The organism is Nocardiopsis sp. NPDC006938, from assembly GCF_042869555.1.
GTDB lineage: Bacteria > Actinomycetota > Actinomycetes > Streptosporangiales > Streptosporangiaceae > Nocardiopsis.
Genome location: NZ_JBIAGA010000013.1, coordinates 39,065 through 63,019 on the forward strand (window position 1 = coordinate 39,065; position 23,955 = coordinate 63,019).

Genomic DNA, 23,955 nt, shown 5'->3' on the forward strand with positions numbered 1-23,955 from the left:
ACTCCGCACTCCGGACGACGAGCCTTGAGGGTCCCATCGAACAATGACCGGCGACCGATGGAAGATCCCATGCGCATCCTCTTCGCAACCTACTCCGAGAAGACCCACTTCTTCAGCATGGTCCCCCTGGCGTGGGCGCTTCGCACGGCCGGCCACGAGGTACGGGTGGCGAGCCAGCCCGAGATCGTCGACACCATCACCTCCACAGGCCTCACCGCCGTGTCGGTGGGCCAGGACCACAGCGTCAACCGCATCCTCGAGGCCTTCCCCCGCCTCCAGGAGCGGGTGGCCGACGGCCAGCTCGACCCCTTCATCCGCGCGGACGAGCCCGAGGAGGACCTCTCCTGGGAGTACGTGCGCGACAACTACGACAGCGTGGTCCTGAGCTGGTTCCGGCTCATGAACAACCCCATGCTCGACGACCTGGTCTCGTTCTGCCGATCCTGGCGACCCGACCTGGTGATCTGGGAGCCCGGGACCTTCGCCGCGCCGATCGCCGCGAAGGCCTGCGGCGCCGCGCACGCCCGGCTCATGTGGTGCGTGGACTTCTACGGCCGCATGCGCGAGATGTACGTGCGGCGGCGCCGGGTGGAGCAGGGCCCCGACGGCCCGCCCGACTCGCTCGCCCGCTGGATGGACCACTCGGCCCGCCGCTACGGGGTGCGCTTCGACGAGGAGATGACGCGCGGCCAGTTCACCATCGACCAGTTGCCGCCCTCCATGCACATGGACACGGGTGTGGACCGCTATCCCGTCCGCTACACCGCCTACAACGGGCGGTCGGTGATCCCGGAGTGGCTCCGCGCCCCCGCCGGCGACCGGCCCCGCGTGTGCCTGACCCTGGGGGTGACCGCCACCGAGCGGCTGTCCGGGTACTCCGTCAGCGTGCCCGAGATCCTCGACTCCCTGTCCGGGATGGACGCCGAGATCATCGCGACCGTCGCGGAGAAGGAGCAGCGGCGGCTGGGCCCGCTCCCCGACAACGTGCGCGTGGAGCGGTTCGTCCCGCTCCAGGCGCTCCTGCCCACCTGCGACGCGGTCATCCACCACGGCGGCTTCGGCACGACCTTCACCACGCTCGTCTCCGGGGTCCCGCAGGTCAGCATCCCCCAACAGCTGGACACACCCTTCACCGCACGGCGGATCGCCGCGCGGGGCGCCAGCATCCACCTCGACAAACGCGAGGCCACGGGGGAGCGCGTGCGCGCCAGCGTGGAACGCGTCCTGGCCGACCCCTCCTACGCCCGCAACTCCCGGCTCCTGCGCGACGAGATCCTGGCCCAGCCCTCCCCCAACGAGTTCGCCGAGGGGGTGGAGGAGTTGGTCCGGCGGTACCGGACCAGCCCCGGCCGACGGACGGCCGACCTGTCGGGGAGGCCCTGATGCACGACGTCCTCCTCGACGACGTCACCCTGGAGCAGTACGGCGCCCGGCTCCTGGACGGGGTGTCGCTCCACCTGGAGGGCGGCCGCGTGCACGGCCTGATCGGACCGAGCGGGTCCGGAAAGTCGACCCTGCTGTCCATGATCGCCGGGTTCGTGCCCCCGACCCGGGGGACGGTGCTGGTCGGGGGCCGACCCGTCACCCCGGAGAGCCTGGTCGGCGAACGCGTCGGGCTCGTCCGCGGCATGTACCCGGACGACCCGGTCAGCGTCCGCGACACCCTCACCTTCGCGGCGAGCCTGCGCCCCGACTGGTGCCAGGAGTTCGCCGTGCGGCTCATGCGCCGGTTCGGCATCCCGCTGGACCGGCCGCTGTCGCGGCTCTCCCACGGGGAGCGCTCCGCCGTGAGCGCCACCCTGGGGCTGGCCGCCCGCACCCCCGTCACCCTCCTCGACGAGTGCTGCACGGGCATGGACGCGCACATGCGCGACGTGTTCCTCGACGAGGTGCTGTCCGACCTGATGCTGCGGCCGCGCACCCTCGTCGTCGCCACCCACCTCGTCGAGGAGCTGGGCCAGCTCTTCGACGACGTGGTCATGCTCGACGGCGGCGCCGTGGTGTTCGCGGAGTCCATGGACGCCCTCGGCGAACACGGCACCTCCGTGATCGGGCCGAGCCGGTCCGTCGACTCCTTCGTGTCGGGGCTGACCGTCACCGACGAGCGCGAGCTGGGCCCGGTCAAGGCCGCGGCCGTGCCCGGCAGGCTCACCGAGAGCCAGCGGGCCAGGGCGTTCGAACACCGCCTGGACCTGGCACCCATCGGCCTGCGCGACCTCATGTCCCAGCTCACCGGGCGGCCGAGGGAGTGAGCGGTCCCCCGACCGAGCGAGTCACCGGTGGCCTGGCCGCGCCCCCCGCGCGACCAGGCCACCGGTGTCCCCCGCCCCTCCCTCGCACGGCCCACGCCGTCTCTCTCAACGAAGGACTGACCGAACATGCACCAGTCACCGGACCCCCGGCCCCTCGTCCTCGGGGCGATCGGATGCAGTGACATCGCCTGGCGCAAGACCCTGCCGACCGTCACCGCCTCCCCCCTGGCCCGCCTGGCCTGCGTAGCCGCGCGCGACGTGCGGCGCGCCGAGGCCTACGCCGACCGGTTCGGCTGCGACGCCGTCGCCGACTACACGGCGGTCCTCGAACGCGAGGACGTGGACGCCGTCTACGTCTCCCTGCCCCCCGGGCTGCACGCCACGTGGGTCGAGGCGGCGCTGCGCGCGGGCAAGCACGTGCTCGTGGAGAAGCCGTTCGCGGTGGACGGTGCCACGGGGCACGCCCTCATGGCACTGGCCGACGATCTGGGCCTCGTGCTGATGGAGAACTACGCGTTCACGCTGCACGGCCAGCACGCGCGGATCAGGGAGCGGGTGCGCTCCGGGGAGATCGGCCGGCTGCGGAGCTTCGAGGCGGCCTTCACCATCCCGCCCCGGCGCCCCGACGACATCCGGTACCGGCACGACCTGGCCGGGGGTTCCCTGCTGGACAACGGCGTGTACCCGCTGCGGGCGGCGATCCACTTCCTGGGCGAGGACCTGAGGGTGGTCGGCGCGGTCCTGCGCGAGGACCCCGACCTCAGGGTGGTGGTGTCCGGCGGTGTCCTGCTGGTGACGGCCGACGGGGTGCCCGCCCACCTGACCTTCGGAATGGAGAACGCCTACCGGGCCGAGTACCGGCTGAGCGGCAGCCTGGGTTCCCTGAGCCTGGAACGGCCCTTCACCCCGCCGCCGGACCACGCCTGTGTGCTCCGCGCCCAGGCGGGAAACACGGAGGAGAGCGTCGAGATGGCCCCGCAGGACCAGTTCGACGCCCTCCTGACCGCGTTCGCGGACGCGGTGGCGGACGGCGCCGCCCCCGCGTCCGCGACCTCCGCCTCACTCGCGCTGGTCGACCTGCTCGACCAGGTACGGGACGGAGCGGTCCGCGTGAGCGCACACTGAACGGGTCACGGGGCCGGGCGGTCGCCGTCGGCCGCGGCGCCGACGGCGACCAGCGGATGCGTCCCCGTGCCGCCGCCCTCGACGTCCCCGCCCTCGACGTCCCGGTCGGACACCAGGAACTGGGTCGCGGCCAGGTCGCGGTAGAGGGAGTCCCCGGCCACCAGCTCCTGGTGCGAACCCGTGGCGCGGACCCGCCCCGCCTCCATGACCACGATGCGGTCGGCCATGGTGACCGTGGACAGCCGGTGGGCGACCACCAGCACCGTGATCTCCCGGCGCAGCTCCTCGACGATCTCCCGGACGGCCAGCTCGTTGGCGGCGTCCAGCTGGGAGGTCGCCTCGTCCAGCAGCAGGATGCGGGGGCGCCGCAGCAGGGCACGGGCGATGGCCACGCGCTGGCGCTCGCCCCCCGACAGGGTGTTGCCCCGGTGACCCACCACGGTGTCGAGGCCGTCGGGGAGCCGTTCGACCAGGGCGTCCAGGCGGGTGCGCGCGACGATGTCGCGGACGCTCTCCTCGCTGGCGCCCCGGGCCCCCAGGGTGAGGTTCTCGCGCAGCGTCCCGGCCAGTACCGGGGCGTCCTGCTCCACGTAGCCGATGACGGACCGCAGGTCCGCCAGGGGCCACTCCGAGATCTCGCGCCCGCCCACGCGGATGGTGCCCTCCTCCGGCTCGTAGAACCGCTCCAACAGGGAGAAGACCGTGGACTTGCCCGCGCCGGAGGGTCCCACGAACGCGGTCAGACCGCCTTCGGGAACCTCGAAGCCGACACCGTGGTGCACGGTCGGCGCGTCGGGCGCGTAGCGGAAGACCACCCCGTCGAAGGACACCCCGAGCGGCTCGGGGTCGGCTCCCTCCGGTGTGGCCAGCGCCGAGCCGGGCTCGGCCTCGCAGCGCTCGGGTTCCAGGGCGAGCACCTCGCGGATGCGCTTGAGGGCCGCGGCGCCGACGTTGAAGTTCGCGGCCGCGCTGACCAGCGACCCCATCGGGGAGACCAGGTAGAACAGGTACAGCAGGAACGCGATGAGCACACCGATCTCGATCTCCCCGGTGGCCACCCGGGCACCGCCCACCCCGAGCACCACGAGGAAGGCTGCCTGGATCGCGACCCCCACGGTGGTGCCGTTGACCGCCTCCAGGGCTCCGACCCGCACACCGTGACGCCAGGCGCGCTCCGCGGAACCCTCCGAGGCCCGCAGTTCCTCCCGCTCCGCACCGGCCGCCTTCACGGTCCGGAAGGTGCCGAGCACGCGCTCCAGGGACGAGTTCAGGTCGCCCACCTCGCGCTGGACCCGGTCCGTGGCGGTCTGGATGTGCGGCACGATGAGGCCGATGCACAGGGCGGCCACGACGAGCACCCCGAAGGTGACACCGAGCATGACCGGGTCGAGGAAGGCCATCATCACGAGGATGACCACGACGACCACGGCGCCGGTGACCGTCTCCACGAGGGCCTGGCTGACGACGGTGCGCAGCAGGCTCGTGTCGGTGGTGACCCGCGACATCAGGTCGCCGGGCTGGTAGCGGGCGGTCTCGGTGAGCCGGAGCCGCATCAGACGGCCGAGCAGCCTGCGCCGGGAGTCCAGCACCACCGACTCCGCGATGCGTTGCAGGATGTAGTACCCGATGGTGTTGAGGACCGCCGCGAGGACCACCATCCCGGTCAGGACGACCAGCGCACGGGTCACGGTCTCCCCCGAGCCGAGTCCGTCCACGACCATCTGCGCGGCCAGGGGCTGGACCACGCCCGCCATGCTGCCCAGCAGGGCGAGGAGGCCGCCCAGCAGCAGCAGGCCCCGCTGGGGGCGCAGGTACGAGAGCATGTCCCGCCAGGCGGACGTGCTGAGGATCGCCGCCCTCTCGTTCGTCTGTTCGTCGTTCGGTGTCACCGGTCTCTCCTCCGTAGGCGGGGGACCCGGCCGGGTACCGGCCGGGTCCCCCTCGATGTGGGCATCAGGCGAACTGGTCCTCGACCAGCCAGCTGTCGGCCGCGCCGCGCACCGCGTCGGCGGCCGCCCGGACCTCCTCGGCCAGCGGGCGGTCCCGGTCCAGCGGAGGGGAGACCCGCTCCAGTTCCTTCCACAGCGGGTCGCCCTCGGTGTCACCGCCGCCGAGCGCGGCGTACTGGGCGACGCCCACCGCGAGGGAGCCCACGATCAGCCAGGCGAGCTTGACCGCCTCGGCCACCGAGGTGGCCCCGTTGAGGGCCATGGGGACGTGGTCCTGGTTCCAGCCGTTGGTGGGCAGTGTGGTCAGCGAGGACGGGTAGGCCAGCTGCCGGATCTTCGAGGCGAAGGAGGTCGAGCTGAGCTGGACCCCCGCCAGGCCGCTGCCGCTGCCCGGCCTCGGGGTCAGCATCGGGTTGAGCCCGCCGTTGGTGGACGGGTTGCACAGCAGGGCGAGCTGGCGGTCGGCCAGGTACGCGACCTGCTGGAGGCACAGGCCGAGCTGGTCGGAGCCCAGCCCCACCGGCATGGCGTGGAAGTTGCCGCCGTGCAGCACCTCCCCCTCGTGGCAGATCGGGTTGTCGGTGCAGCCGGTGGCCTCCCGGCGCAGGATCTCGCCGATGAAGTCCAGCTGGTCCTCCACCGCGCCCAGGATCTGGGGCACGCAGCGGATGCTGTAGGGCTCCTGGAGGGGGCGCTCCGGGTCGTACTCGTGGTTCTCCGGCAGGGCCCGGCGAATCCACTCGGCGACCCGCAGCTGGCCCTCCTGGTTGCGGACCACGCCGAACCCGGAGTGGTAGGCCTGCGGGTTGGCTCCGAAGAGCCCCGCGATACGGGCGGTCAGCCCGGCCACGGACCGGTTGATCCGACGGATCTCCGCGTGGTTGTGGACGGCCACCGCCAGGCCCACGCTGGTGCCGTTGACGAAGGCCAGCGCCTCCCGAGCGGACCAGTCGAGGGGCTCGGCCCCCAGGTCGCGGATGGCCTTCTCGGCGGGCACCAGCGTGAACGTGCCGTCCTCGGCGCGCTGCCACGCCTGGCCCCGCCCGGTGTGGGCCAGGGCGGCGTAGGCCAAAGGCTGGAGGTCGCCGCTGGCGCTGACCGTGCCCTCCTGCGGGATGGCGGGGGTGAAGCCGCGGTTCCAGAGGTCGGCGAGGCGGTCCCAGAAGTCGGGGGACACACCGGAGTAGCCCTGCCTCATGCTGTTGAGGCGCAGCCACACGACCATGCGGCAGACGTCGGGGGACAGCGGTTCGCCCTGGGAGGTGCCCAGGTGGGAGATGAGCCCGTTGCCCTGGAGTTCCTGGGAGTCGTCCGCGCTGTAGAGCACCAGCGGACCGAAGCCGCGCGTGATGCCGTACACCTCCTGGTCGGATTCGAGCGCGCCGCGCAGGACCTCCACGCTGCGGAGCATGCGCTCACGGTCCTCGGGGCCGCACCGGGGGAGGGTGGAGTCCCAGCCGGTGCCGCTGATGATGGCGTCGAGGGTGTCGAGCCGGGGCTGTTCGACGGTGATGGTCACGGGTGTGTGCTCCTGAGTCGGGGATGGGAGGGGCTGGAGGGCGGGGCGGACTGACGGCGCAGGGTCTTGCCGGTGGGGGAGCGGTCGACGCGCTCCACCACACGCACCCGGTGGGGTCGGGGGCCCAGCTCCGCCGCGACGGCGGCGACCCCGGCCGGGGTCAGGTCCTGCCCGGGCCGGGGCACCACGTACAGCTCGTAGTGCTCGCCGATGGTGTCGTGCGTCACGGGGACGGCGCCCAGATCGGCGCAGTCGAGGGCGGGGCGCAGGCGCTCCTCCACCGTGTCGAGGCAGACGCGCCTGCCGTTGACCTTGACCAGGCGCTCCCGGCGCCCGGTCAGGACGAACTCGCGTTCGCCGGTCCGGGTGACGTGGTCGTCCATGCGCCACCGGTCGGGGGCGTCCCGGCCCGGGCGCGCGGCCATCCGGGGGCTGGCGACCTCCAGCCGCCGCTCGCGGCCGTCGTCCCCCTCCCAGGAGAAGGACGTGTCGTCGAGCAGGCGCCAGGGGGGCGGTTCGGGTTCCCACCGGCGGCTGGCCACTCCGCCGGTCTCGGTCGACCCGAGCACCTCGATGACGCGCGCCCGGTCCGGGCCGAGCGCGCCGACCAGGTCGGCGGCGGCCGCGGGCAGGCGGGCCGTGCTGTGCAGGAAGGTGAGGTCGGCGGTCTCGCCCAGCCAAGCGGACCGGGGCCTGAGCAGGGAGAAGGTCCAGGGGATCGCCATCACCGCCCACCGCAGGGAACCGCCGGGAGGGTTGGCGTCGGTCAGGCGCGGCCGGTACCAGACGGGCACCCCGAGACGGGCGGGGACCAACAGGGTGGCCAGGGTTCCGAAGACGTGGCGCGGAGGGGCGAAGGACAGCACCGCCTGGGGCCGGTGGGGACGCAGGAGGTCGGCCAGCAGACCGGCCTCCGCCCACAGCTGCGCGGCGGTGCGGCGCCACGTGACGGGGTCGCCGCCGCTGCCCGAGGTCCGGTGGTCCACGTGCGCGGGCAGGTGCCGCGCGACCAGTGCGGCGTTGGCTTCGGCGTCCGCCGACCAGGCCGCCCGCCACGGGCGGTCGGAGACCTCCTCCGAGCCCGGGTCGGCTCGGAGCAATTCCACCGAATCCCATTCACCACAGATCACCGCAGCACCTCGATTCCTGTCATTCGCTACTTATAACCAAGCAAAACCAGGAAAGCCAGACCCGACCACCGACGCCCCAGGGAAAAGCGAACGGAAAAGGGGAATGCCACTCGCCCCCCACCAGCAAAAGAGCAGCTCAGGACATGTGTGCAGCGTCCCGCCAGCGGGACGGAGAGGAGATCCGGGAATCAGAAAAGTGACACCAGAACCCCACCCGAACATCACGGAAAAGCCCTGGGAAAGCAGCGGAATAACGGCCGATCCTAAAGTTCCAACCACGAACACCGGGGAGCTGGAGGACGGACCCCGGAGTCGACGGCGAACGAGGAGAGACGATCACCGTGGAACCCACCAAGCAGCAGACGGCGGAGGCCGCACTGCGCCGCCACCCCTCCGAGACGGGCCCGCCCGCGAACGGAGCCGGGAAGATGTCCCTGGACAACCGCGCCATGACCCGGCGCACCTCCCTGGCACTGCCCCCGAGCATGCCGATGGACGACTGGCGCAACCTCGGCCAGCAGATCTTCGTCATCTCCGACTCCTCCGGCTGGTGGCTCGGCGACTGGCTCGTCTACGGCCAGAGCCAGTACCCCGACCGCTACCGCACCGCCGTCGCCGAGACCTCGCTGGGCTACCAGACCCTGCGCAACTACGCGTGGGTCGCCCGACGGTTCCCCGTCAACCGGCGGCGCAGCACCCTGAGCTTCCAGCACCACGCCGAGGTCGCCAGCATGGGCGAGGAGGACCAGGACACCTGGCTCAACCGCGCCGACAAGTTCCGCTGGTCCCGCAACGAGCTGCGCCGACGCATCCGCGCCACGCAGAGCATCGAACGCGCGACCAAGGGTGACCAGCGCGTCCAGGTCCAGGTGCAGGTGCACGCCCAGACCACCCAGCGCGCCCGCTGGGAACAGGCCGCGCGCAACGAGAGCAAGGACCTCGCCGAGTGGATCGTCGGCATCCTCGACCACGCCGCCGACGGCGCCATCACCGAAGAGGCCGAGGATGAGTGACCGCGCCCCCCGACCCCCCGCCCCCGTCCCGCACCGCCCCTGGAGGTAGAACAACCATGACCATCGCCGTCTGGGGCTACACCGACGAGTACGAGAACGAGCGCGAGGAGATCCTGGAGGCCGTGGACACGGTCTTCCGGTCCGGCCGCCTCGTCCTGGGCGACCAGGTCTCCGGATTCGAGGAGGCCTTCGCCGCCCACCACGGGATCGACCACTGCACCGGGGTCGGCAACGGCACCGACGCGCTGGTCCTGGGGCTGCGCGCCCTCGGGGTCGGCCCCGGTGACGAGGTGATCACCGTCTCCAACACGGCCGCGCCCACCATCGTGGCCGTCGACTCGGTGGGCGCCACCCCCGTGTTCGTGGACATCGACCCCGACACCTACCTGATGGACGTGTCGGCGGTGGCCGCCGCCATCACCCCCCGGACCCGCTGCCTGCTGCCCGTTCACCTGTACGGGCAGTGCGTGGACATGGAGCCCCTGCTGGCCCTGGCCCGCGAGCACGGGATCGCCGTGCTGGAGGACTGCGCCCAGGCGCACGGCGCCCGCCACCACGGGCGCATCGCCGGTTCCATGGGGGACGCCGCCGCGTTCTCCTTCTACCCGACCAAGGTGCTCGGCGCCTACGGCGACGGCGGCGCCACCCTGACCCCCTCCGCGCAGGTGCGCGACGCGCTGCGCCGACTGCGCTACTACGGAATGGAGGAGCAGTACCACGTCGTGTCCACCCCGGGCTACAACACCCGGCTGGACGAGGTGCAGGCCGCGATCCTCAACCGGAAGCTGACCCGGTTGGACGCGTACGTGGCGGCCCGCCGGGCCGTCGCCGACCGGTACGCCGAGGGGCTGGCCGACACCGGCCTGGTGCTGCCCGCCACCGCCCCGGGCAACGACCACGTCTACTACCTGTACGTGGTCCGGCACCCGGAGCGCGACCGCGTCATCAAGGCCATGGCCGAGCACGGCGTCGCGCTCAACGTGAGCTACCCCTGGCCCGCGCACACCATGACGGGCTTCCGCCACCTGGGCGTCCCCGAGGGCAGCCTCCCGGTCACGGAGTCGCTGGCCAAGGAGATCTTCTCCCTTCCCATGTACCCCTCGCTCACCCGCCGGGACCAGGACCACGTGATCGGTGCCCTGCGCGAGGTCCTCTCCCGCCTGTGACGCTCCCCAGCCAAGCAAGGAACGACCGATGAGCCATCCCCCCACGGTCCCGCCGACACCCCGCACCGCATCCCCCGATCCGCTCACCCGCTCCGCCCTGAGCACCGGCTCCCCCCACGACGCCGCCTTCGAGCAGTGGTGGAAGGAGCGCTCGGCCGCAGGCGGGTTCCGGGTGACCCCCGTCCCCTTCGCCGACCTCGATCACTGGTCCTTCGACCCCGCGACCGGAGACCTGGGCCACGCCTCCGGCGGCTTCTTCACCGTCCAGGGCCTGCGCGTGCGGCGCGGCCCCCACGACGACCACCACCAGCCGGTCATCAACCAGCCCGAGATCGGCGTCCTGGGCATCCTGGTCAAGGAGTTCGACGGGGTCCCGCACTGCCTCATGCAGGCCAAGATGGAACCCGGCAACGCCAACACCCTCCAGCTGTCCCCCACCGTGCAGGCCACTCGCAGCAACTTCACCCGGGTGCACCGGGGAGGCGGGGTGCGGTACCTGGAGTACTTCGACGGCACCCGGCCGACCCGGGTGCTGAGCGACTCCCTCCAGTCCGAGCAGGGCGCCTGGTTCCGCGGCAAGTTCAACCGGAACATGGTCGTGGTCACCGACGCCCCGGTACCCGAGCACCCCGACTTCCACTGGGTGACGCTGCGCCACCTGTACGCCCTGCTGCACCGGGACAACCTGGTGAACATGGACACCCGAACCGTCCTGGGCAGTGTGACCCTGGCGCCCGGCCCCGTCACGGACGGCACCGACGGCTTCACCGCCTCCCTGCTGCGCTCCTACTCCGCCCCGGACGAGGGCGGCACCGCGCGGCACGGCATGACCGAAACCCTCAGCTGGCTGGCCGACGCGCGGACCCGCCTCGGATGGCGCGCCCTCGACGTCCCGCTGCGCTCGCTACCCGGGTGGAGCCGCACCCCCGACCGCGTGCACGACGACGCCGAACGCGACTTCCGGATCATCGGGGTGCGGGTGGAGGCGCACAACCGCGAGGTCACCAGCTGGACCCAGCCCCTGCTGTCCCCCCGGGGGCACGGACTGTCCGTCTTCCTGGTCCGCTCGTTCGACGGGGTCGCGCACGTCCTGGTGCAGGCGCGACCCGAACCCGGCCTGCGCGACTGCCTGGAACTGGCCCCCACCGTCCAGCGGCCCGGAGGCGTGAACGCCGCCGTCCCGGCCGAACCCGAGGGACTCCTCGCCGAGGCCCTGACCGAGGACCCCTCCCGGGTCCGCTTCGACTCCCTGCTGTCCGAAGAGGGCGGCCGCTTCCACCACGCCCAGACCCGCTACCGCGTGGTGGCGGCCTCCGACGCCCTGACCGACACCCCCGGCCCCGGGTGGCGCTGGCTGACCGTCCACCAGCTGATGGCACTGGTCCGCCACGGCCACTACCTGAACGTGGAGGCCCGGAGTCTGCTGGCCTCCCTGCACGGCCTCTGGTGACGGCCGAGAGGAACCGAGGAACCCCATGAGAAGCAGGCCCCTGTCCGTACACGGCGCCCACCTGTTCACACCGACGGTCTTCCCCGACTCCCGGGGGCTGTTCACCGCCCCCTACCAGCGAGAACACTTCGAGGAGGCCACCGGGCGGCCGTTGCCGCCCCTCACCCAGCTGGCCTACAGCCGGTCCTCGGCCGGGGTGGTGCGCGGCGTGCACTTCACCACGGCGCCCCCGGGGATGGCCACCTACCTGCACTGCCCCCAAGGGGCGGTGTTGGACATCGCGGTGGACGTCCGGGTGGGTTCGCCCACCTACGGCCGCTGGGAGGCGGTCCGGCTCGACGAGCACAACCGGAGCGCGGTGTACCTGCCCGTCGGGATGGGGCACGCGTTCGTGTCCCTCACCGACGACACCGTGATGTCGTACCTGCTCTCCGGGGGCTACGAGCCCGACCACGAGAAGGCGGTGAACGTCCTCGACCCCGAGCTGGACCTGCCCCTTCCGGAGGGCCTGGAACCGGTGCTCTCCGAGCGGGACCGCGCCGCTCCCGACCTGCGGCGGCTCCGCGAGGACGGGCTGCTGCCCGACTTCGAGGAGTGCCTCGACGTCGAGGCACGGCTGCGCGGGGCGGGCTGACCATGGGCGACACGACCCGACGCGTGGTCGTCCTGGGCGCGTCGGGCCTGGTGGGGTCGGCCGTGGCCGCGCGGTACGCGCGGCACGCGGTCGACCTGCGCCTGGTCTCCCGCCGCGTCCCGCCGACACCCCCGTCCGGCGCCGCCCGGGTGAGCGCGCTGACCGGCGACCTCACCGACCCGGTCTTCGCGGCCCGCGCGGTGGACGGCGCCGACCTGGTGTTCCACCTGGTCTGCCACCGCCTGCCCGGCGGGAGCTGGCAGGTGGGGGAGGACGACCCGGTGGCCGAGGCGGTCAACACGGGCACGGTGCGCTCCGTGGCGGCGGCGTTGGCGCGCCGGGCCGACCGCACCCCGGACCGGCCCCTCCCGACCGTGGTGCTCGCGGGCTCCTCGACCCAGCCGGAGGACCCCGGCGCCCCCGGGACCACCCCCTACGACCGGCACAAGTCCCGGGCCGAGGGGCTGCTCGCGCGGGCGGAGGCGGCGGGGGAGCTGCGGGCGGTGACCCTGCGGCTGTCCACCGTCTACGGGCCCGCGGCGCCTCCGACGCGGGACCACGGGGTGGTCTCGGCCATGGTCCGCCGGGCGCTGGCCGGTGAGGCGCTGACGGTGTGGGGAGACGGATCGGTACCGCGCGACCCCCTGCACGTCGCCGACGCCGCCCGGGCCTTCGAGGCGGCGGGCGAGCGCCCCGCCGCCCTGCGCGGCCTTCGCCCGGTGGTCGGATCGGGGCGGCCGGTACGCCTGGACGCGCTGTTCTCCCGCGTCTCCCGGACGGTCGCGGAGGTCACCGGGCGACCACCCGTGCCCGTGGTCCGGGTTCCGCCTCCGGAGGGCGCCTCCGCCGCCGACGCGACCCACACCCCGGCCGACCCCGGCCCGTTCGCCGGGGCCAGCGGCTGGTCCCCCCGGATCGGGCTGACGGAGGGGCTCCGGGACACCGTCCTGGGACTGTGGCCGGAGTCCGCCCCCGCCTGACCCCCGGCGGGACCGCCGTGGGTCAGACCAGGGTGTCGGCCCCGTCGTCGCTCTCGGAGCGCTCGGCGGGGCCGCCGTCCTCCCGCGCGCGCCGGGGCCTCGGCTCCCGGAACAGCAGCCGGACCACCACACCCACCATGAGCACGCCCAGCAGGAGCATGCCCAGGGCGCCGGGCAGGCGCAAGGCGTCGGGCAGGTACAACGGGAGGTGCCACGACCGCTCCGTCACCCCCACCGCCAACGCCACCAGCGACATCGCCCCCTGGTAGAGGGGCAGCCAGAAGGTGAGGCCCAGGACCGTCATCAGGGCGCCCGCCCCCGAGGACATGGTGTCGAGGTTCTGGCCGACCCTGGCGAACAGGGCCCACTCCTCGTCCTTCTCCTCGGCCCCCGGGGCGTCGTCGGCCCCGGTCTCGGCGCCCGTCCCCGCCGAGGCGTCCCAGCCCCAGCGCAGGGTGTTGAGCAGCTCGGGACCCCGGGCCTCCAGCCGCCGGTAGGCGACACGGCCCAGACCCCAGCCGAGCAGGACGCCCTCCAGGACGCCCACGGCCACACCCGACCACATCAGGCCCGGCTGCTCCAGGAAGAAACCGACCGCGGTGATGGCGGCGGGCGGCGCCGCCGTCAGCAGCATCACCGGGAACATCACGTTGAACTGGCCGACCACGTCGCCCGAGTCCAGCGGGTTTCCCCCGTGCCGGTGCGGCTCGGGGCCGGGCGCCGGCCAGGCCACCGCGAACAGCACGCTGAACCCGGCACCGCCGCCGATCAGGGCCGGCATGATCGCGAGCACCCACGGCCACGCCCAGTCCTGCCCGGTGAACAGGACACCGCCGACCGACACCAGGGCGGCGATCGGCACGAACACCAGCAACCACGCGATCTGCCGACCGCGCACGTCGTGCCGCTCGGCGTTGGGCGTGAGGATGGTCTGCCAGAGCGCGGTGCCGTCCAGGGCGTACATGTTGAGCGACATCAGCGCGGCCAGGGCCATGGTGATGAGCCCGGCCAGCGGGATCATGAACGTGAGCCCGACCAGCAGTCCGAGGGCGCAGATCAGCACGCCCGTCCACAGGGCGGTGCGCAGTTCCAGGGCGCGCCTCGGGTCCTGACCCCAGGTACGCAGCTCCCGGCCGACCACCGCGGCGACCGGGCCGGAGGGCAGGAAGCGCTGGACCAGCCCGGTCAGCCCGCGGCCGTGGCGGGCGGGGGTGGTGGTCGGGCTGGTCACCCGCTTGCGGATGAGCGCCGTCCAGACCGCCAGGAGACCGGCGGACACGACGACCAGCGCCGCCAGCGCGCCCAGGGACGACAGCGCGTCGCCCCGGCCCGCGGCCGACACCGCGAACACGCCCCAGCCCGAGGGCACCGCGAGCAGCACGGTGTCGTAGGGGGCGGGCACGCCCTGGTTCCAGAGCAGGTCGAACACGTCGGTGTACTGCGACACCGCCTGGTAGAGCATGTAGATCGAGAAGCCCGCCGCGAGCACGGCGGCGTTCTGGATCGCGGTGACCTCCACCCCGATCCGGGTGCGCAGCGCCGCCCCGGACAGTGCCGTGACCACCCGGGAGGCCAGGACGAAGAACACCACCTGGACCGGGATCGCGACCAGGGCCACCAGCGCGGCGAGCACGCCGAACCGGATGGCCAGGGTGAACAGCGACAGGGACGCCACCAGCGTGACCGGAACCGTGACGCCCACGAACGACGACGCCAGCAGGCCCAGGGTGACCTTGCGCAGCGGCACCGGCTCCAGGGCGAAGTACTCCGGGCGCAGCGACTGGTCGCCGCCGCCCACTCCGGCGGGCCCCATCACCCAGCCGACGAACCAGACCGCCATCAGGGCGGAGAGCAGGCCGGTGACCGCGGGCAGGGGCGCCAGGACCGAGACGAGCACGGTGAGGATCGCCATGACCAGGCCGATGACGCCGCCGACCGTGCGGCGGGTACCGGACCCGTGCCGCAGGATCGACAGCTTCATCTGGATCATCACGCCAACCACGCGAACCCCCTGACCGGGTCGGGAGCGCCCACCAGCTCGACGAAGGCCTCCTCCAGCCCCGGGTGGTCTCCGCGCACCTTCTCCAGCGGCCCCTCGGCCAGGACCCGGCCGCGCGCGATGACGCCGACGTGGTCGCAGATCTGCTCGACCAGGGCCATGACGTGGCTGGAGACGATGACCGAGCCGCCGCCGTCCGTGAAGGAGCGCAGGATGCCCTTGATGACGCTCGCGGAGATCGGGTCGACGGCCTCGAACGGCTCGTCCAGCACCAGCAGGCGCGGGGCGTGCACGAGGGCGCCCGCCAGGCCGATCTTCTTCCGCATCCCCGCGGAGTACTCGATGATGAGGGTGTTCTCGGCCTCGGCCAGGCCCAGGCCGTTGAGCAGGTCGTCCACCCGTTCGCCGACCTCGCGCTCGGACAGCCCGCGCAGGCGGCCCAGGTAGCTCAGCATCTCGCGGCCGGTGAGGCGCTCGGGCATGGCCATGCCGTCGGGCAGGACGCCGATCATCGACTTGGCCCGGATCGGGTCCGACCACACGTCGGCCCCGAAGACCCGGGCGCCGCCGCTGTCGGGGCGCAGCAGCCCGACGGCCATGGTCAGCGAAGTGGTCTTGCCCGCGCCGTTCGGGCCGACGAGTCCGTAGAAGGACCCGCTCGGCACGGAGAGACTCACATTGTCGACCGCCTGTTTATCTCCGAACCTCTTATTGAGTTCGTACAACTCGAAGGCCGGTTGTTCGCTGGCCATTTCCCACCCTCTACTGATCGTGCTCTCTGCTTTCTCCGTGAATCTACGCGACAACCACCACGATCATGTCATACGTGATTGACGTATCCCGTTCGACCGCGTTCCGTTGTGTTACGATCGACCAGGGCCTCTATTTCCTTGACGATTTCATTGGGCCCGGGCAGCGCCCGGACCTCGTCCCGCAGGAACGCGGACTTCTCCGCGAAGGCGGGCTCGTCCAGCAGGCGCCGCACCCCGTCCCGAACTGTCTCCGGGGTCGCCTCGGCGATGGGAATCCCCAGGCCGGAGCCGCCTTCGGAAAGCATCCTGGCCTTGGCCGGAGAATCGAACTGCTGGGCTATCACCAACTGCGGAACCCCCGCCGCCAGCGGAGTATTAGTCGAACCGAAACCCCCGTGGTGGACGACGGCGGAGCATGTCGGAATCAACGCGTGCAAAGGAACGAAGGATTCCACCCGCACATTCGACGGCAGTTCGCCGAGCCCGGACTGTTCGGATTCCGGCACGGTCGCGACGATCTCGGCGTCCAGTCCGGAAAGGGATCGCAGCAGGTCACCGATGGAGACCGAGTACCCGTAATCCCGACCCATCGCGCTGAGACCGAGGGTCAGGCAGACCCGGCGGCGCTCCGGCCGCTCCCACAACCACCGCGGCACCACCGAGCGCCCGTTGTAGGGCACGTAGCGCATCCGCAGGTAGTCGACGTCGGTGTCGGTCGCCATGGAGGGCGGGAACTGGTCCACCGTGAACCGCCCCCGGGTGAGGTCCTCGGAGAACCCGACACCGTAACGGGCGCCCAGACCGGTCAGCCAGTCGGCGAGCGCGTCCGGCCCCGCCGCACCGCCCCGTTCCGCCCGCGCCCGGAGATAGTGCTGACGCAGCCGGGCGAAGTAGTCCACCCCCCACAGCATCCGACCCTGGAGCGCGCCGACGGCCTCCCCCGCGATCGCGCCCGCGAACGTGCGGGGCTCCCACAGCACCAGGTCCGGCCGCCAGTCGCGGCAGAACCCCACCAGGTCGTCCACCAGGGCCTCGTTCACCGGACGGAACATCCAGGGGACGATGTTGTCGAACCCGGCCTGGAGCCGGTCCGGGTCCAGCTCGGCCACGGGCGTGTCGCCCTGGTCGAAGGGCGGGAACTGGTCCTCGCGGATGTCGTCCCGGAGCCGTTTGCTGCGACGGACCAGCTTCCACAGGAAGTGGTCCCGCCCGACCGGCACCGAGGTGAGCCCGGCGGCGGTCACGTGGTCGGACAGCTCCGGGTGCGCCGCCACACGGACGTCGTGCCCGGCCGTGCGCAGCGCCCAGGCCAGCGGCACCATCGACTCGAACATGCTCCGCTCGGCGAGCACCGTGAACAGGACTCTCATCGGGACCCCCCGTGCCCGGCCGCGACGAAGTCCCGGACCAGCCGCGCGACCGTGCGCACGTCGTCGTCGGACAGGCCCGGGTGCAGCGGCAGGCAGAGCGTCGAGGCCGCGGCCCGCTCGGCCGCCGGGAAGTCCCCGCCCGCCCCGTACAGTTCCACCCCGTGCAGGGGCGCGTACCGGAACGTCGTGTACACGTCGTTCTCCAACAGGTACTTGGCCAAGCCGTCCCGGTTCCGGGTCTGCACCCAGTAGAAGTAGTGCGAGGACTCGTGCCCCGGCTCGGGGGCGGGCGGCAGGCGCAGCCCCTCGACCCCGGCCAGTTCCCGGTCGTAGAGCGCGACGACCTCCGCCCGCCGACGGATCAGTTCGGGCAGGCGGCGCAGCTGGACCAACCCGATGGCGGCGGTGAGGTCGTTGCCGACGTAGCGGCGCCCCACCTCCTCCACCTGCGGTTCCCACCAGCGGTCCGCGTGCCGCGCGTGGCCCAGACCCGAGGGGTGGGCCAACCCGTGGTAGGCCAGGCGGCGGATGCGCGCCGCCCGATCGGGGTCGCGGGCGTGGACCATCCCCCCGTCCCCGGTGACCATCACCTTCATCGCGTCGAAGCTCCACATCGCGAGGTCCCCGAAGGAGCCGGCCCGGCGGCCGTCCACGGAGGAGGCGACCGAGCAGGCCGCGTCCTCCAGCAGCGCCACACCCCGGTCCCGGCACAGGTCGGCGATCTCGCGGATCTCGCCCGGATGCCCGCCGTAGTGCAGGACGACCACGGCCCGGGTCGCCTCCCCCAGCGCCTTGCCGACGTCGGCGGCCGTGGGGTTGAGGGTGTACGGGTCCACGTCGCAAAAGACCGGCCTGGCGCCGGTCGCCATCACGGCGTTGGCGGCCGCCACGAAGCTGAGCGTGGGCAGGACGACCTCGTCGCCCGGTCCCAGGTCGAGCGACTCCAGAGCGAGGAACAGTCCGGCGGTCCCCGAGTTGAGGAAGACCGTGTTGGCCGGATCGACCCCCACGTACTCGGCGAAGGCCGCCTCCAGGGCCCGGGTCCGGGGACCGAGGCCCAGCCACCGGTCGTCGACGACCTCTCTGACCGCCGCGATCTCCTCGTCGCCGACCTGCGGCTGGAAGAGGTGGATCATGCTCGGCTCCTTCCTTGGGTGATCAGCGGGGCAGGGTTCCGACGAGCAGCCCGCGGCCGTTCGGCGGACCCTCCAGGTGCCGCACCTCCAGCCCGGCGCGCCGGAACGCGGCGAAGTGCTCCTCCTTGCTGTACAGGTGCATCTCCTCCACCTCGGTGAACTCGCGGATACCCGAGGGCTCGGCGATCGTGTAGCGCAGCTCCAGCCGGATGGTGTGCCCATCCCGCCGAATGGACGACAGGCGGCTGATCACCCGCTCCGGCTCCTCCGCCAGGGCCCCCGCGACCGGGATGTCGACGGCGTTCTCCAGGAACCACCAGGGCTCGGCCACGAACACCCCGCCGGGGGCCAGGTGTGCCACCACGTTGGAGAGGAGGGCCTCCAGCTCCTTGAGGGAACGGGAGTACCCGAGCACGAAGCACAGGCAGGTGATGGCGTCGTAGGTCCGCCCCAGGGCGAAGTCGAACATGTCGCCCGCGTGGATCACGGCGTCCGGGGACTTCGCCATGGCGCGGGCCCGCATCGGCTCCGACAGCTCCAGGCCCTCGACGTCGTCGAACTCCCCGCGCAGGCCGACGATGTGGGTGCCGGTGCCGCAGGCGACGTCGAGCACGGACCGGGCCGACGGGTTGAAGCGGCGGATGACCTCGGTGATCTGGTCGGCCTCGGAGACGCGGCCGCGTCCCCGGGCGCGCTGGAGGACGTCGTACACCTCGGCGTGGTCGCCGCTGTACTCGGTCCGGCCCGGCTCGGTCGTTCCGGAGACGGGGGTGGTGGGGGCGGAGGTGGGGGGCTGGGTCACGGTCATGAGCGGTCCTTCACGAATTCGGTGATCGAGGAGATGACGTAGTCGAGCATCACGTCGGACAGACCCGGGTAGACGCCCACCCACAGGGTCTGCATGGTGATGACGTCGCTGTTCTCCAGCCCGCCGACCACGCGGTACCGCTGGTCGGCGTAGGCCGGGTGGCGGGTGAGGTTGCCCGCGAAGAGCTGCCGTGTGCCGATCCCGCGCGCCTCCAGGTGGGCGACGAACTCGGGACGCCCGAAGGGCGCGTCGGTGTCGACGGTGATGGCGAACCCGAACCAGCTGGGGTCACTGCCGGGGGTGGCCTCGGGGAGGATCAGGTGCGGGACCCCGTCCAGGCCCTCGCGCAGCCGGCGCCAGGCCGCGCGGCGGGCCGCACAGAAGTCGTCGATCTTGCGCAGCTGGGACAGGCCCAGCGCCGCCTGGAGGTCGGTGGCCTTCAGGTTGTAGCCCACGTGGGAGAAGATGTACTTGTGGTCGTAGCCCTGCGGGAGCGTCCCGAGCTGGTACTGGAAGCGCTTGAGGCAGCGGTTGTTCTCCCCCGGCTCGCACCAGCAGTCGCGGCCCCAGTCGCGCAGCGACTCCACGACACGGGCCAGGCGCAGGTTCGAGGTCAGCACGCAGCCGCCCTCGCCCATGGCCAGGTGGTGCGCGGGGTAGAAGCTGACCGTGCTCAGGTCGCCGAAGGTCCCGGTCAGCCGCCCCTCGTAGGTGGAGCCCACCGCGTCGCAGTTGTCCTCCACCAGGTAGAGGCCGTGCTCCTGTGCGAGCTCCGCGATCTCCCGGGCGGGGAACGGGTTGCCCAGGGTGTGGGCCATCATGACAGCCCTGGTGCGGGGTCCGATCGCGGCGCGCACCCGCTCGGCGGTCGTGTTGTAGGTGGCCAGGTCGACGTCCACGAAGACCGGCACGAGCCCGTTCTGGATGATCGGGTTCAGCGTCGTGGGGAACCCCGTGGCGACCGTGATGACCTCGTCACCGGGGCGCAGGGGCTCCTCCAGGGTGTGCGACGTCAGAGCGGTGATCGCCAAGAGGTTGGCGGAGGACCCCGAGTTGGTCAGGTGGGCCTTGCGCCGGTCACTGTGCTTGGCGAAACGCGACTCGAACCTGCGGGTCAGGGCGCCGCCCGCGATCCTCAGGTCGAGCGCGGCCGCCACCAGCGCGGCCCGGTCCTCCTCGTCGAGGACGGCCCCGGAGGGCCAGATCTCCGTCTCGCCCGGGACGAACTCGCCTCGGGGGGCCTGCTCCCGGTGGTAGGCCCTGACGTCCTCGATGATCCGTTCCCTCAGGTCGCTCATGCTCCCCTGCCCGCCTCTCTGGTCTGTACGTGTGTGCTCGCCCTCTCCCCGTACGCTCCGCGGGGCCGGTGGTCCCGGCCCCGCGGAGGCCCGTCCTCGGGTCCGCCGGTCCTCATCCGCTGATCAGCCCGACACTGGAGACGAACCTGTCCAGCACCCGGCGGTAGTAGTCGGGGGAGAACCCCATGTCCTCCACCTCGGGCACCAGCGCGCGGAGCCGGTCCACGTTCACCTGGTGGCACGAGCCGCCGTCCGCGTACTCCCGCACGACGGACAGCCCCAGACGGTCCTGGAGGTGGTCGACGATCCGGTCGACCGGGACCGACTCCCCCGAGGCGACGTTGACCGTCGTCCCCGTCAACCCCTGGGCCAGCAGGCGGTCGATGACGCGCACCACGTCGTCGACGTCCACCAGGTCCCTGGAGGCACTGCGCTGGACGGTGACCGACCCGCGGCCCATCTGGTCGACGAGGGAGGGCACCAGCTGGTGCGCGGGCTGGCCCGGACCCACCAGGTGGCTCAGGCGCAGGATGAGGTGCGCCGCCCCCGAGGAGCGCAACCGCTCCTCCAGTGCGAGTTTGTGCGTGCCGTACGGGCTACAGGGGGTGACGTCGTCGTCCTCCCGGGCGGGCCCCCGGACCCGGCCGTACATGCCGCTCGACGCGGTGGAGAAGAACAGGAGATGCCTGCCCTCCGCCGCGCACCGGGCGGCGACCGAGTCCAGGAGGTCCCGCTCCCGGGTGAAGTCCGCCTCCGAAACCCCGCTCGCCCAGGAGACCCCCGCGGCCAGCACCACCACGGCGTCCGGGTGGAGGTGACTGATCGGCCGAAGGCTCCGAGCGAGGAAGCCCCTTCCCACGATTTCCATCAGTTGAGTCCCGAAAGTGAGCCGGTTGCCAGTGGGTGGGAACGCGGACGCACCCTAGGCGGGGGCGCTCTCGGGGTCGTGGACGGTGAGGAAGAAGTCGCGGAACTCGGCCAGGGTCTCCCCCTGGAAGGTGCTCATCCCCTCCAGCACCGCGACGTCGTAGACCTCCTCCAGGGCGAGCAGGAGCTGGACGATCCCGAAGGAGTCCAGGTCCTCCATCCGCAGGTCGATGGAGATGTCCTCCCGGTCGGGGTAGAGCTCCCCGAGGATGCTCACGATGTTCTTCTCGACGTCTTCCTTGACGGCCACGGAGGCCCCCTTCGTTCGTTGGTGTGATGTGACTGCCGAGCGGGCCCCGAGGGGCTACCGCGCGTCGACGGACTTCTTCAGCGGCTCCCACCAGCCGCGGTTCTCCTCGTACCAGCGCACGGTGCGGTCGAGCCCCTCGCGGAAGCCCACCCTCGGTGCGTAGCCGAGCTCGTCCCGCAGGCGGGAGCTGTCCACCGAGTAGCGGCGGTCGTGCCCCTTGCGGTCCTCGACGTGGGTGACCGCCGACCAGTCGTTGCCGGTCAGCTCCAGCAGCAGCTCCGTGATCTGGAGGTTGCTGCACTCGTCCTCGCCGCCGATGTTGTAGGTCCGCCCCGGCTCCCCCCGCTCGGCGACCAGGGACAGGCCCAGGCAGTGGTCGTCGACGTGAATCCAGTTGCGGACGTTGCGGCCGTCCCCGTACAGCGGCACCTGGACCCCGTCGGAGAGGTTGGTGACGAAGAGCGGGATGAGCTTCTCCGGGAACTGGTACGGCCCGTAGGTGTTGGTCGCCCGGGCCACCACCACCGGAAGCCCGTGGGTCTGGTGGAAGGCGCGGGCCATGAGCTCCGCCGACGCCTTGGACGCCGAGTACGGGGAGTTGGGCAGCAGGGGGTCGGACTCCACGCTGGACCCGGTGGGGACGGAACCGTACACCTCGTCGGTGGACACCAGGACGAAGCGCTCGACCCCTGCCGCCACGGCGGCGTCCAGGAGGGTGTGGGTACCGACCACGTTGGTGGTGACGAAGTCGCCGCCGTCCGCGATCGAACGGTCGACGTGCGACTCCGCCGCGAAGTGGAGGACGTGCGTGACTCCCTCCATGGCCTCGCGGACGGTGTCCGCGTCCCGGATGTCCCCCCGGACGAAGGTCAGCTCCGGACGGTCGGCGACCGTGGCCAGGTTGTCGAGGTTGCCCGCGTAGGTGAGCGCGTCCAGAACGCGCACCGGCGCCCCCTCGAAGAAGGGATAGGCCCCGGTCAGGGCTCTGCGGACGAAGTTCGATCCGATGAACCCGGCGCCGCCGGTCACCAGGACTCGCATGGTCTCTCCTTAGATGCTCTGTCCGGCCAGCCCGGAGACGCTCATGACGTACTTGCCGTACTCGGAGTTGCGCATCCGGCTGCCGAGCTCGTAACACTGCTCGGCGGTGATCCACCCCTGTTCGAGGGCGATCTCCTCCAGGCAGGAGATGTGCAGGCGCTGCTTGGACTCCAGCGCCCGGACGTACTGGATCGCCTCGTTGAGCGACTCGGTGGTGCCCGCGTCGAGCCAGGAGCAGCCCCGGCCCAACACGATGAGGTCGACCTCCTTCTCCTCCAGGTAGATGCGGTTGACGTCGGTGACCTCCAGCTCGCCCCGCGCCGAGGGGCGGATGCGCTTGGCGGTGTCGACGACGTCGGCGTCGTAGAAGTACAGGCCGGTGACGGCGATGTCCGACTCCGGGTGCTCCGGCTTCTCCACGAGGGAGACCAGTCGGCCGTCGGCGTCGCGCTCGGCGACGGCGAAGCGCTCGGGGTCGGGCACCCGGTAGCCGAAGAGCGTGCAGCCCTTCTCGTTGTTCCTGGCCTCGGCCAGGGCGCTGGGCAGGAACGGGCCGTGGAAGATGTTGTCGCCCAGGATCAGGGCCACGGGGTCCCCCGCGATGAAGTCCTCGCCGACCAGGAAGGCGTCGGCGATGCCCCGGGGTTCGGGCTGCTCGGCGTAGGACAGCGAGATCCCCAGCCGCGACCCGTCGCCCAGCAGGGAGCGCATGGCGGGCAGCGCCTCGGGGGTCGAGATGACGAGGATCTCGGTGATGCCCGCCTGCATGAGCACGGACAACGGGTAGTAGATCATCGGCTTGTCGTAGACCGGCAGCAGCTGTTTCGACGTCGCCAGCGTCAGGGGGTGGAGCCTGCTCCCCCCGCCTCCGGCGAGAACAATTCCTTTCATTCGATCACCCAACCGTCCCTTCGGGGGACATAAAACAGCGTGCGCGCGGCACGCTGTTACGGAGAAGAGGAATCGGGGTCGGTCACGGGGAGCGAACATTGGACTACCGCCCGCCCGGCCAATTGCAAGGGCATTGAGCCCCCGTCCCACACATGTCTACAGTGAGGGAGCAAAGCAGACAATACCCCAGATAATGTCTCGCCAGCGGGACAGCCATAAAAACCCCGCACGGCACCGGAAATCAGGTGCCCCCGGCGGGCCCCGA

The 23,955-nt window shown here is 71.8% G+C and carries 21 protein-coding genes; 8 read left to right on the plus strand and 13 right to left on the minus strand.

The features are described from left to right. Nucleotides 1–69 precede the first annotated feature (69 nt). From ACFYL4_RS19365 to ACFYL4_RS19375, 3 genes are all read left to right on the plus strand, one after another. Complete coding sequence (locus tag ACFYL4_RS19365) at nt 70–1,383, plus strand: activator-dependent family glycosyltransferase (protein WP_387519697.1); 1,314 nt, start codon at nt 70–72, stop codon at nt 1,381–1,383. After that, nucleotides 1,383–2,252 (plus strand): ATP-binding cassette domain-containing protein, encoded by an 870-nt coding sequence (locus ACFYL4_RS19370; protein WP_387519699.1) that lies wholly within the window; start codon nt 1,383–1,385, stop codon nt 2,250–2,252. Before ACFYL4_RS19365 ends, ACFYL4_RS19370 begins: the two co-directional genes overlap by 1 nt. 126 nt (nt 2,253–2,378) lie before the next feature. Further along, complete coding sequence (locus ACFYL4_RS19375; protein ID WP_387519701.1) at nt 2,379–3,377, plus strand: Gfo/Idh/MocA family protein; 999 nt, start codon at nt 2,379–2,381, stop codon at nt 3,375–3,377. A gap of 5 nt (nt 3,378–3,382) precedes the next feature. On the opposite strand, the gene ACFYL4_RS19380 is transcribed toward ACFYL4_RS19375, so the two are convergent. The 3 genes from ACFYL4_RS19380 to ACFYL4_RS19390 all read right to left on the minus strand — a co-directional run bounded on the left by ACFYL4_RS19380 (nt 3,383) and on the right by ACFYL4_RS19390 (nt 7,951). After that, nucleotides 3,383–5,266, minus strand: coding sequence for an ABC transporter ATP-binding protein (locus tag ACFYL4_RS19380; protein ID WP_387519703.1), 1,884 nt, complete (start codon nt 5,264–5,266; stop codon nt 3,383–3,385). Between the two features lie 64 nt (nt 5,267–5,330). Then, nucleotides 5,331–6,845, minus strand: coding sequence for a histidine ammonia-lyase (gene hutH, locus ACFYL4_RS19385; RefSeq protein WP_387519705.1), 1,515 nt, complete (start codon nt 6,843–6,845; stop codon nt 5,331–5,333). Then, nucleotides 6,842–7,951 (minus strand): long-chain fatty acid--CoA ligase, encoded by a 1,110-nt coding sequence (locus ACFYL4_RS19390; RefSeq protein WP_357769238.1) that lies wholly within the window; start codon nt 7,949–7,951, stop codon nt 6,842–6,844. The genes hutH and ACFYL4_RS19390 overlap by 4 nt, the downstream gene beginning before the upstream one ends. A gap of 365 nt (nt 7,952–8,316) precedes the next feature. Between ACFYL4_RS19390 and ACFYL4_RS19395 the strand changes: the two genes are divergently transcribed. The 5 genes from ACFYL4_RS19395 to ACFYL4_RS19415 are packed head-to-tail and all read left to right on the plus strand — an operon-like array spanning nt 8,317 to nt 13,218. Then, nucleotides 8,317–8,988, plus strand: coding sequence for an LmbU family transcriptional regulator (locus ACFYL4_RS19395; protein WP_387519707.1), 672 nt, complete (start codon nt 8,317–8,319; stop codon nt 8,986–8,988). A gap of 56 nt (nt 8,989–9,044) precedes the next feature. Then, nucleotides 9,045–10,154, plus strand: coding sequence for a DegT/DnrJ/EryC1/StrS family aminotransferase (locus ACFYL4_RS19400; protein WP_357769242.1), 1,110 nt, complete (start codon nt 9,045–9,047; stop codon nt 10,152–10,154). A 28-nt stretch (nt 10,155–10,182) separates the two neighbouring features. Beyond that, nucleotides 10,183–11,604 (plus strand): NDP-hexose 2,3-dehydratase family protein, encoded by a 1,422-nt coding sequence (locus ACFYL4_RS19405; protein ID WP_387519709.1) that lies wholly within the window; start codon nt 10,183–10,185, stop codon nt 11,602–11,604. Nucleotides 11,605–11,629: 25 nt separating this feature from the next. After that, the gene (locus ACFYL4_RS19410) at nt 11,630–12,238 is read left to right on the plus strand and encodes a dTDP-4-dehydrorhamnose 3,5-epimerase family protein (protein ID WP_387519711.1); all 609 of its coding nucleotides are present in this window, start codon (nt 11,630–11,632) and stop codon (nt 12,236–12,238) included. Between the two features lie 2 nt (nt 12,239–12,240). After that, nucleotides 12,241–13,218 carry an NAD-dependent epimerase/dehydratase family protein gene (locus ACFYL4_RS19415; RefSeq protein ID WP_387519713.1) on the plus strand — a complete coding sequence of 326 codons (978 nt, stop codon included), beginning with the start codon at nt 12,241–12,243 and terminating at the stop codon, nt 13,216–13,218. A 22-nt stretch (nt 13,219–13,240) separates the two neighbouring features. On the opposite strand, the gene ACFYL4_RS19420 is transcribed toward ACFYL4_RS19415, so the two are convergent. From ACFYL4_RS19420 to rfbA, 10 genes are all read right to left on the minus strand, one after another. Beyond that, the gene (locus tag ACFYL4_RS19420) at nt 13,241–15,208 is read right to left on the minus strand and encodes a hypothetical protein (protein WP_387519714.1); all 1,968 of its coding nucleotides are present in this window, start codon (nt 15,206–15,208) and stop codon (nt 13,241–13,243) included. Then, nucleotides 15,208–15,969 carry an ABC transporter ATP-binding protein gene (locus tag ACFYL4_RS19425; RefSeq protein WP_357768204.1) on the minus strand — a complete coding sequence of 254 codons (762 nt, stop codon included), beginning with the start codon at nt 15,967–15,969 and terminating at the stop codon, nt 15,208–15,210. Before ACFYL4_RS19425 ends, ACFYL4_RS19420 begins: the two co-directional genes overlap by 1 nt. Before the next feature lie 68 nt (nt 15,970–16,037). Next, nucleotides 16,038–17,339: an activator-dependent family glycosyltransferase gene (locus ACFYL4_RS19430; RefSeq protein WP_387519716.1), complete on the minus strand. Its 1,302-nt coding sequence runs from the start codon at nt 17,337–17,339 to the stop codon at nt 16,038–16,040. Then, nucleotides 17,336–18,475: a DegT/DnrJ/EryC1/StrS family aminotransferase gene (locus tag ACFYL4_RS19435; protein ID WP_387519718.1), complete on the minus strand. Its 1,140-nt coding sequence runs from the start codon at nt 18,473–18,475 to the stop codon at nt 17,336–17,338. Before ACFYL4_RS19435 ends, ACFYL4_RS19430 begins: the two co-directional genes overlap by 4 nt. Before the next feature lie 22 nt (nt 18,476–18,497). Then, the gene (locus ACFYL4_RS19440; protein WP_387519720.1) at nt 18,498–19,283 is read right to left on the minus strand and encodes a class I SAM-dependent DNA methyltransferase; all 786 of its coding nucleotides are present in this window, start codon (nt 19,281–19,283) and stop codon (nt 18,498–18,500) included. Beyond that, entirely contained in the window at nt 19,280–20,581 is a 1,302-nt protein-coding gene (rfbH, locus tag ACFYL4_RS19445; RefSeq protein WP_357768191.1) for a lipopolysaccharide biosynthesis protein RfbH, read from the minus strand. The genes ACFYL4_RS19440 and rfbH overlap by 4 nt, the downstream gene beginning before the upstream one ends. 112 nt (nt 20,582–20,693) lie before the next feature. Beyond that, nucleotides 20,694–21,449, minus strand: coding sequence for an NAD-dependent epimerase/dehydratase family protein (locus ACFYL4_RS19450; protein ID WP_387519722.1), 756 nt, complete (start codon nt 21,447–21,449; stop codon nt 20,694–20,696). A 54-nt stretch (nt 21,450–21,503) separates the two neighbouring features. Next, a complete protein-coding gene (locus tag ACFYL4_RS19455) occupies nt 21,504–21,758 on the minus strand; it encodes a hypothetical protein (RefSeq protein ID WP_357768185.1) in 255 nt (84 codons plus the stop codon). Nucleotides 21,759–21,812: 54 nt separating this feature from the next. Beyond that, a complete protein-coding gene (gene rfbB / locus ACFYL4_RS19460; protein WP_387519724.1) occupies nt 21,813–22,799 on the minus strand; it encodes a dTDP-glucose 4,6-dehydratase in 987 nt (328 codons plus the stop codon). A 9-nt stretch (nt 22,800–22,808) separates the two neighbouring features. Further along, nucleotides 22,809–23,690, minus strand: a complete 882-nt coding sequence (gene rfbA / locus ACFYL4_RS19465; protein WP_387519726.1) for a glucose-1-phosphate thymidylyltransferase RfbA — start codon at nt 23,688–23,690, stop codon at nt 22,809–22,811. Between the last annotated feature and the right edge of the window lie 265 nt (nt 23,691–23,955).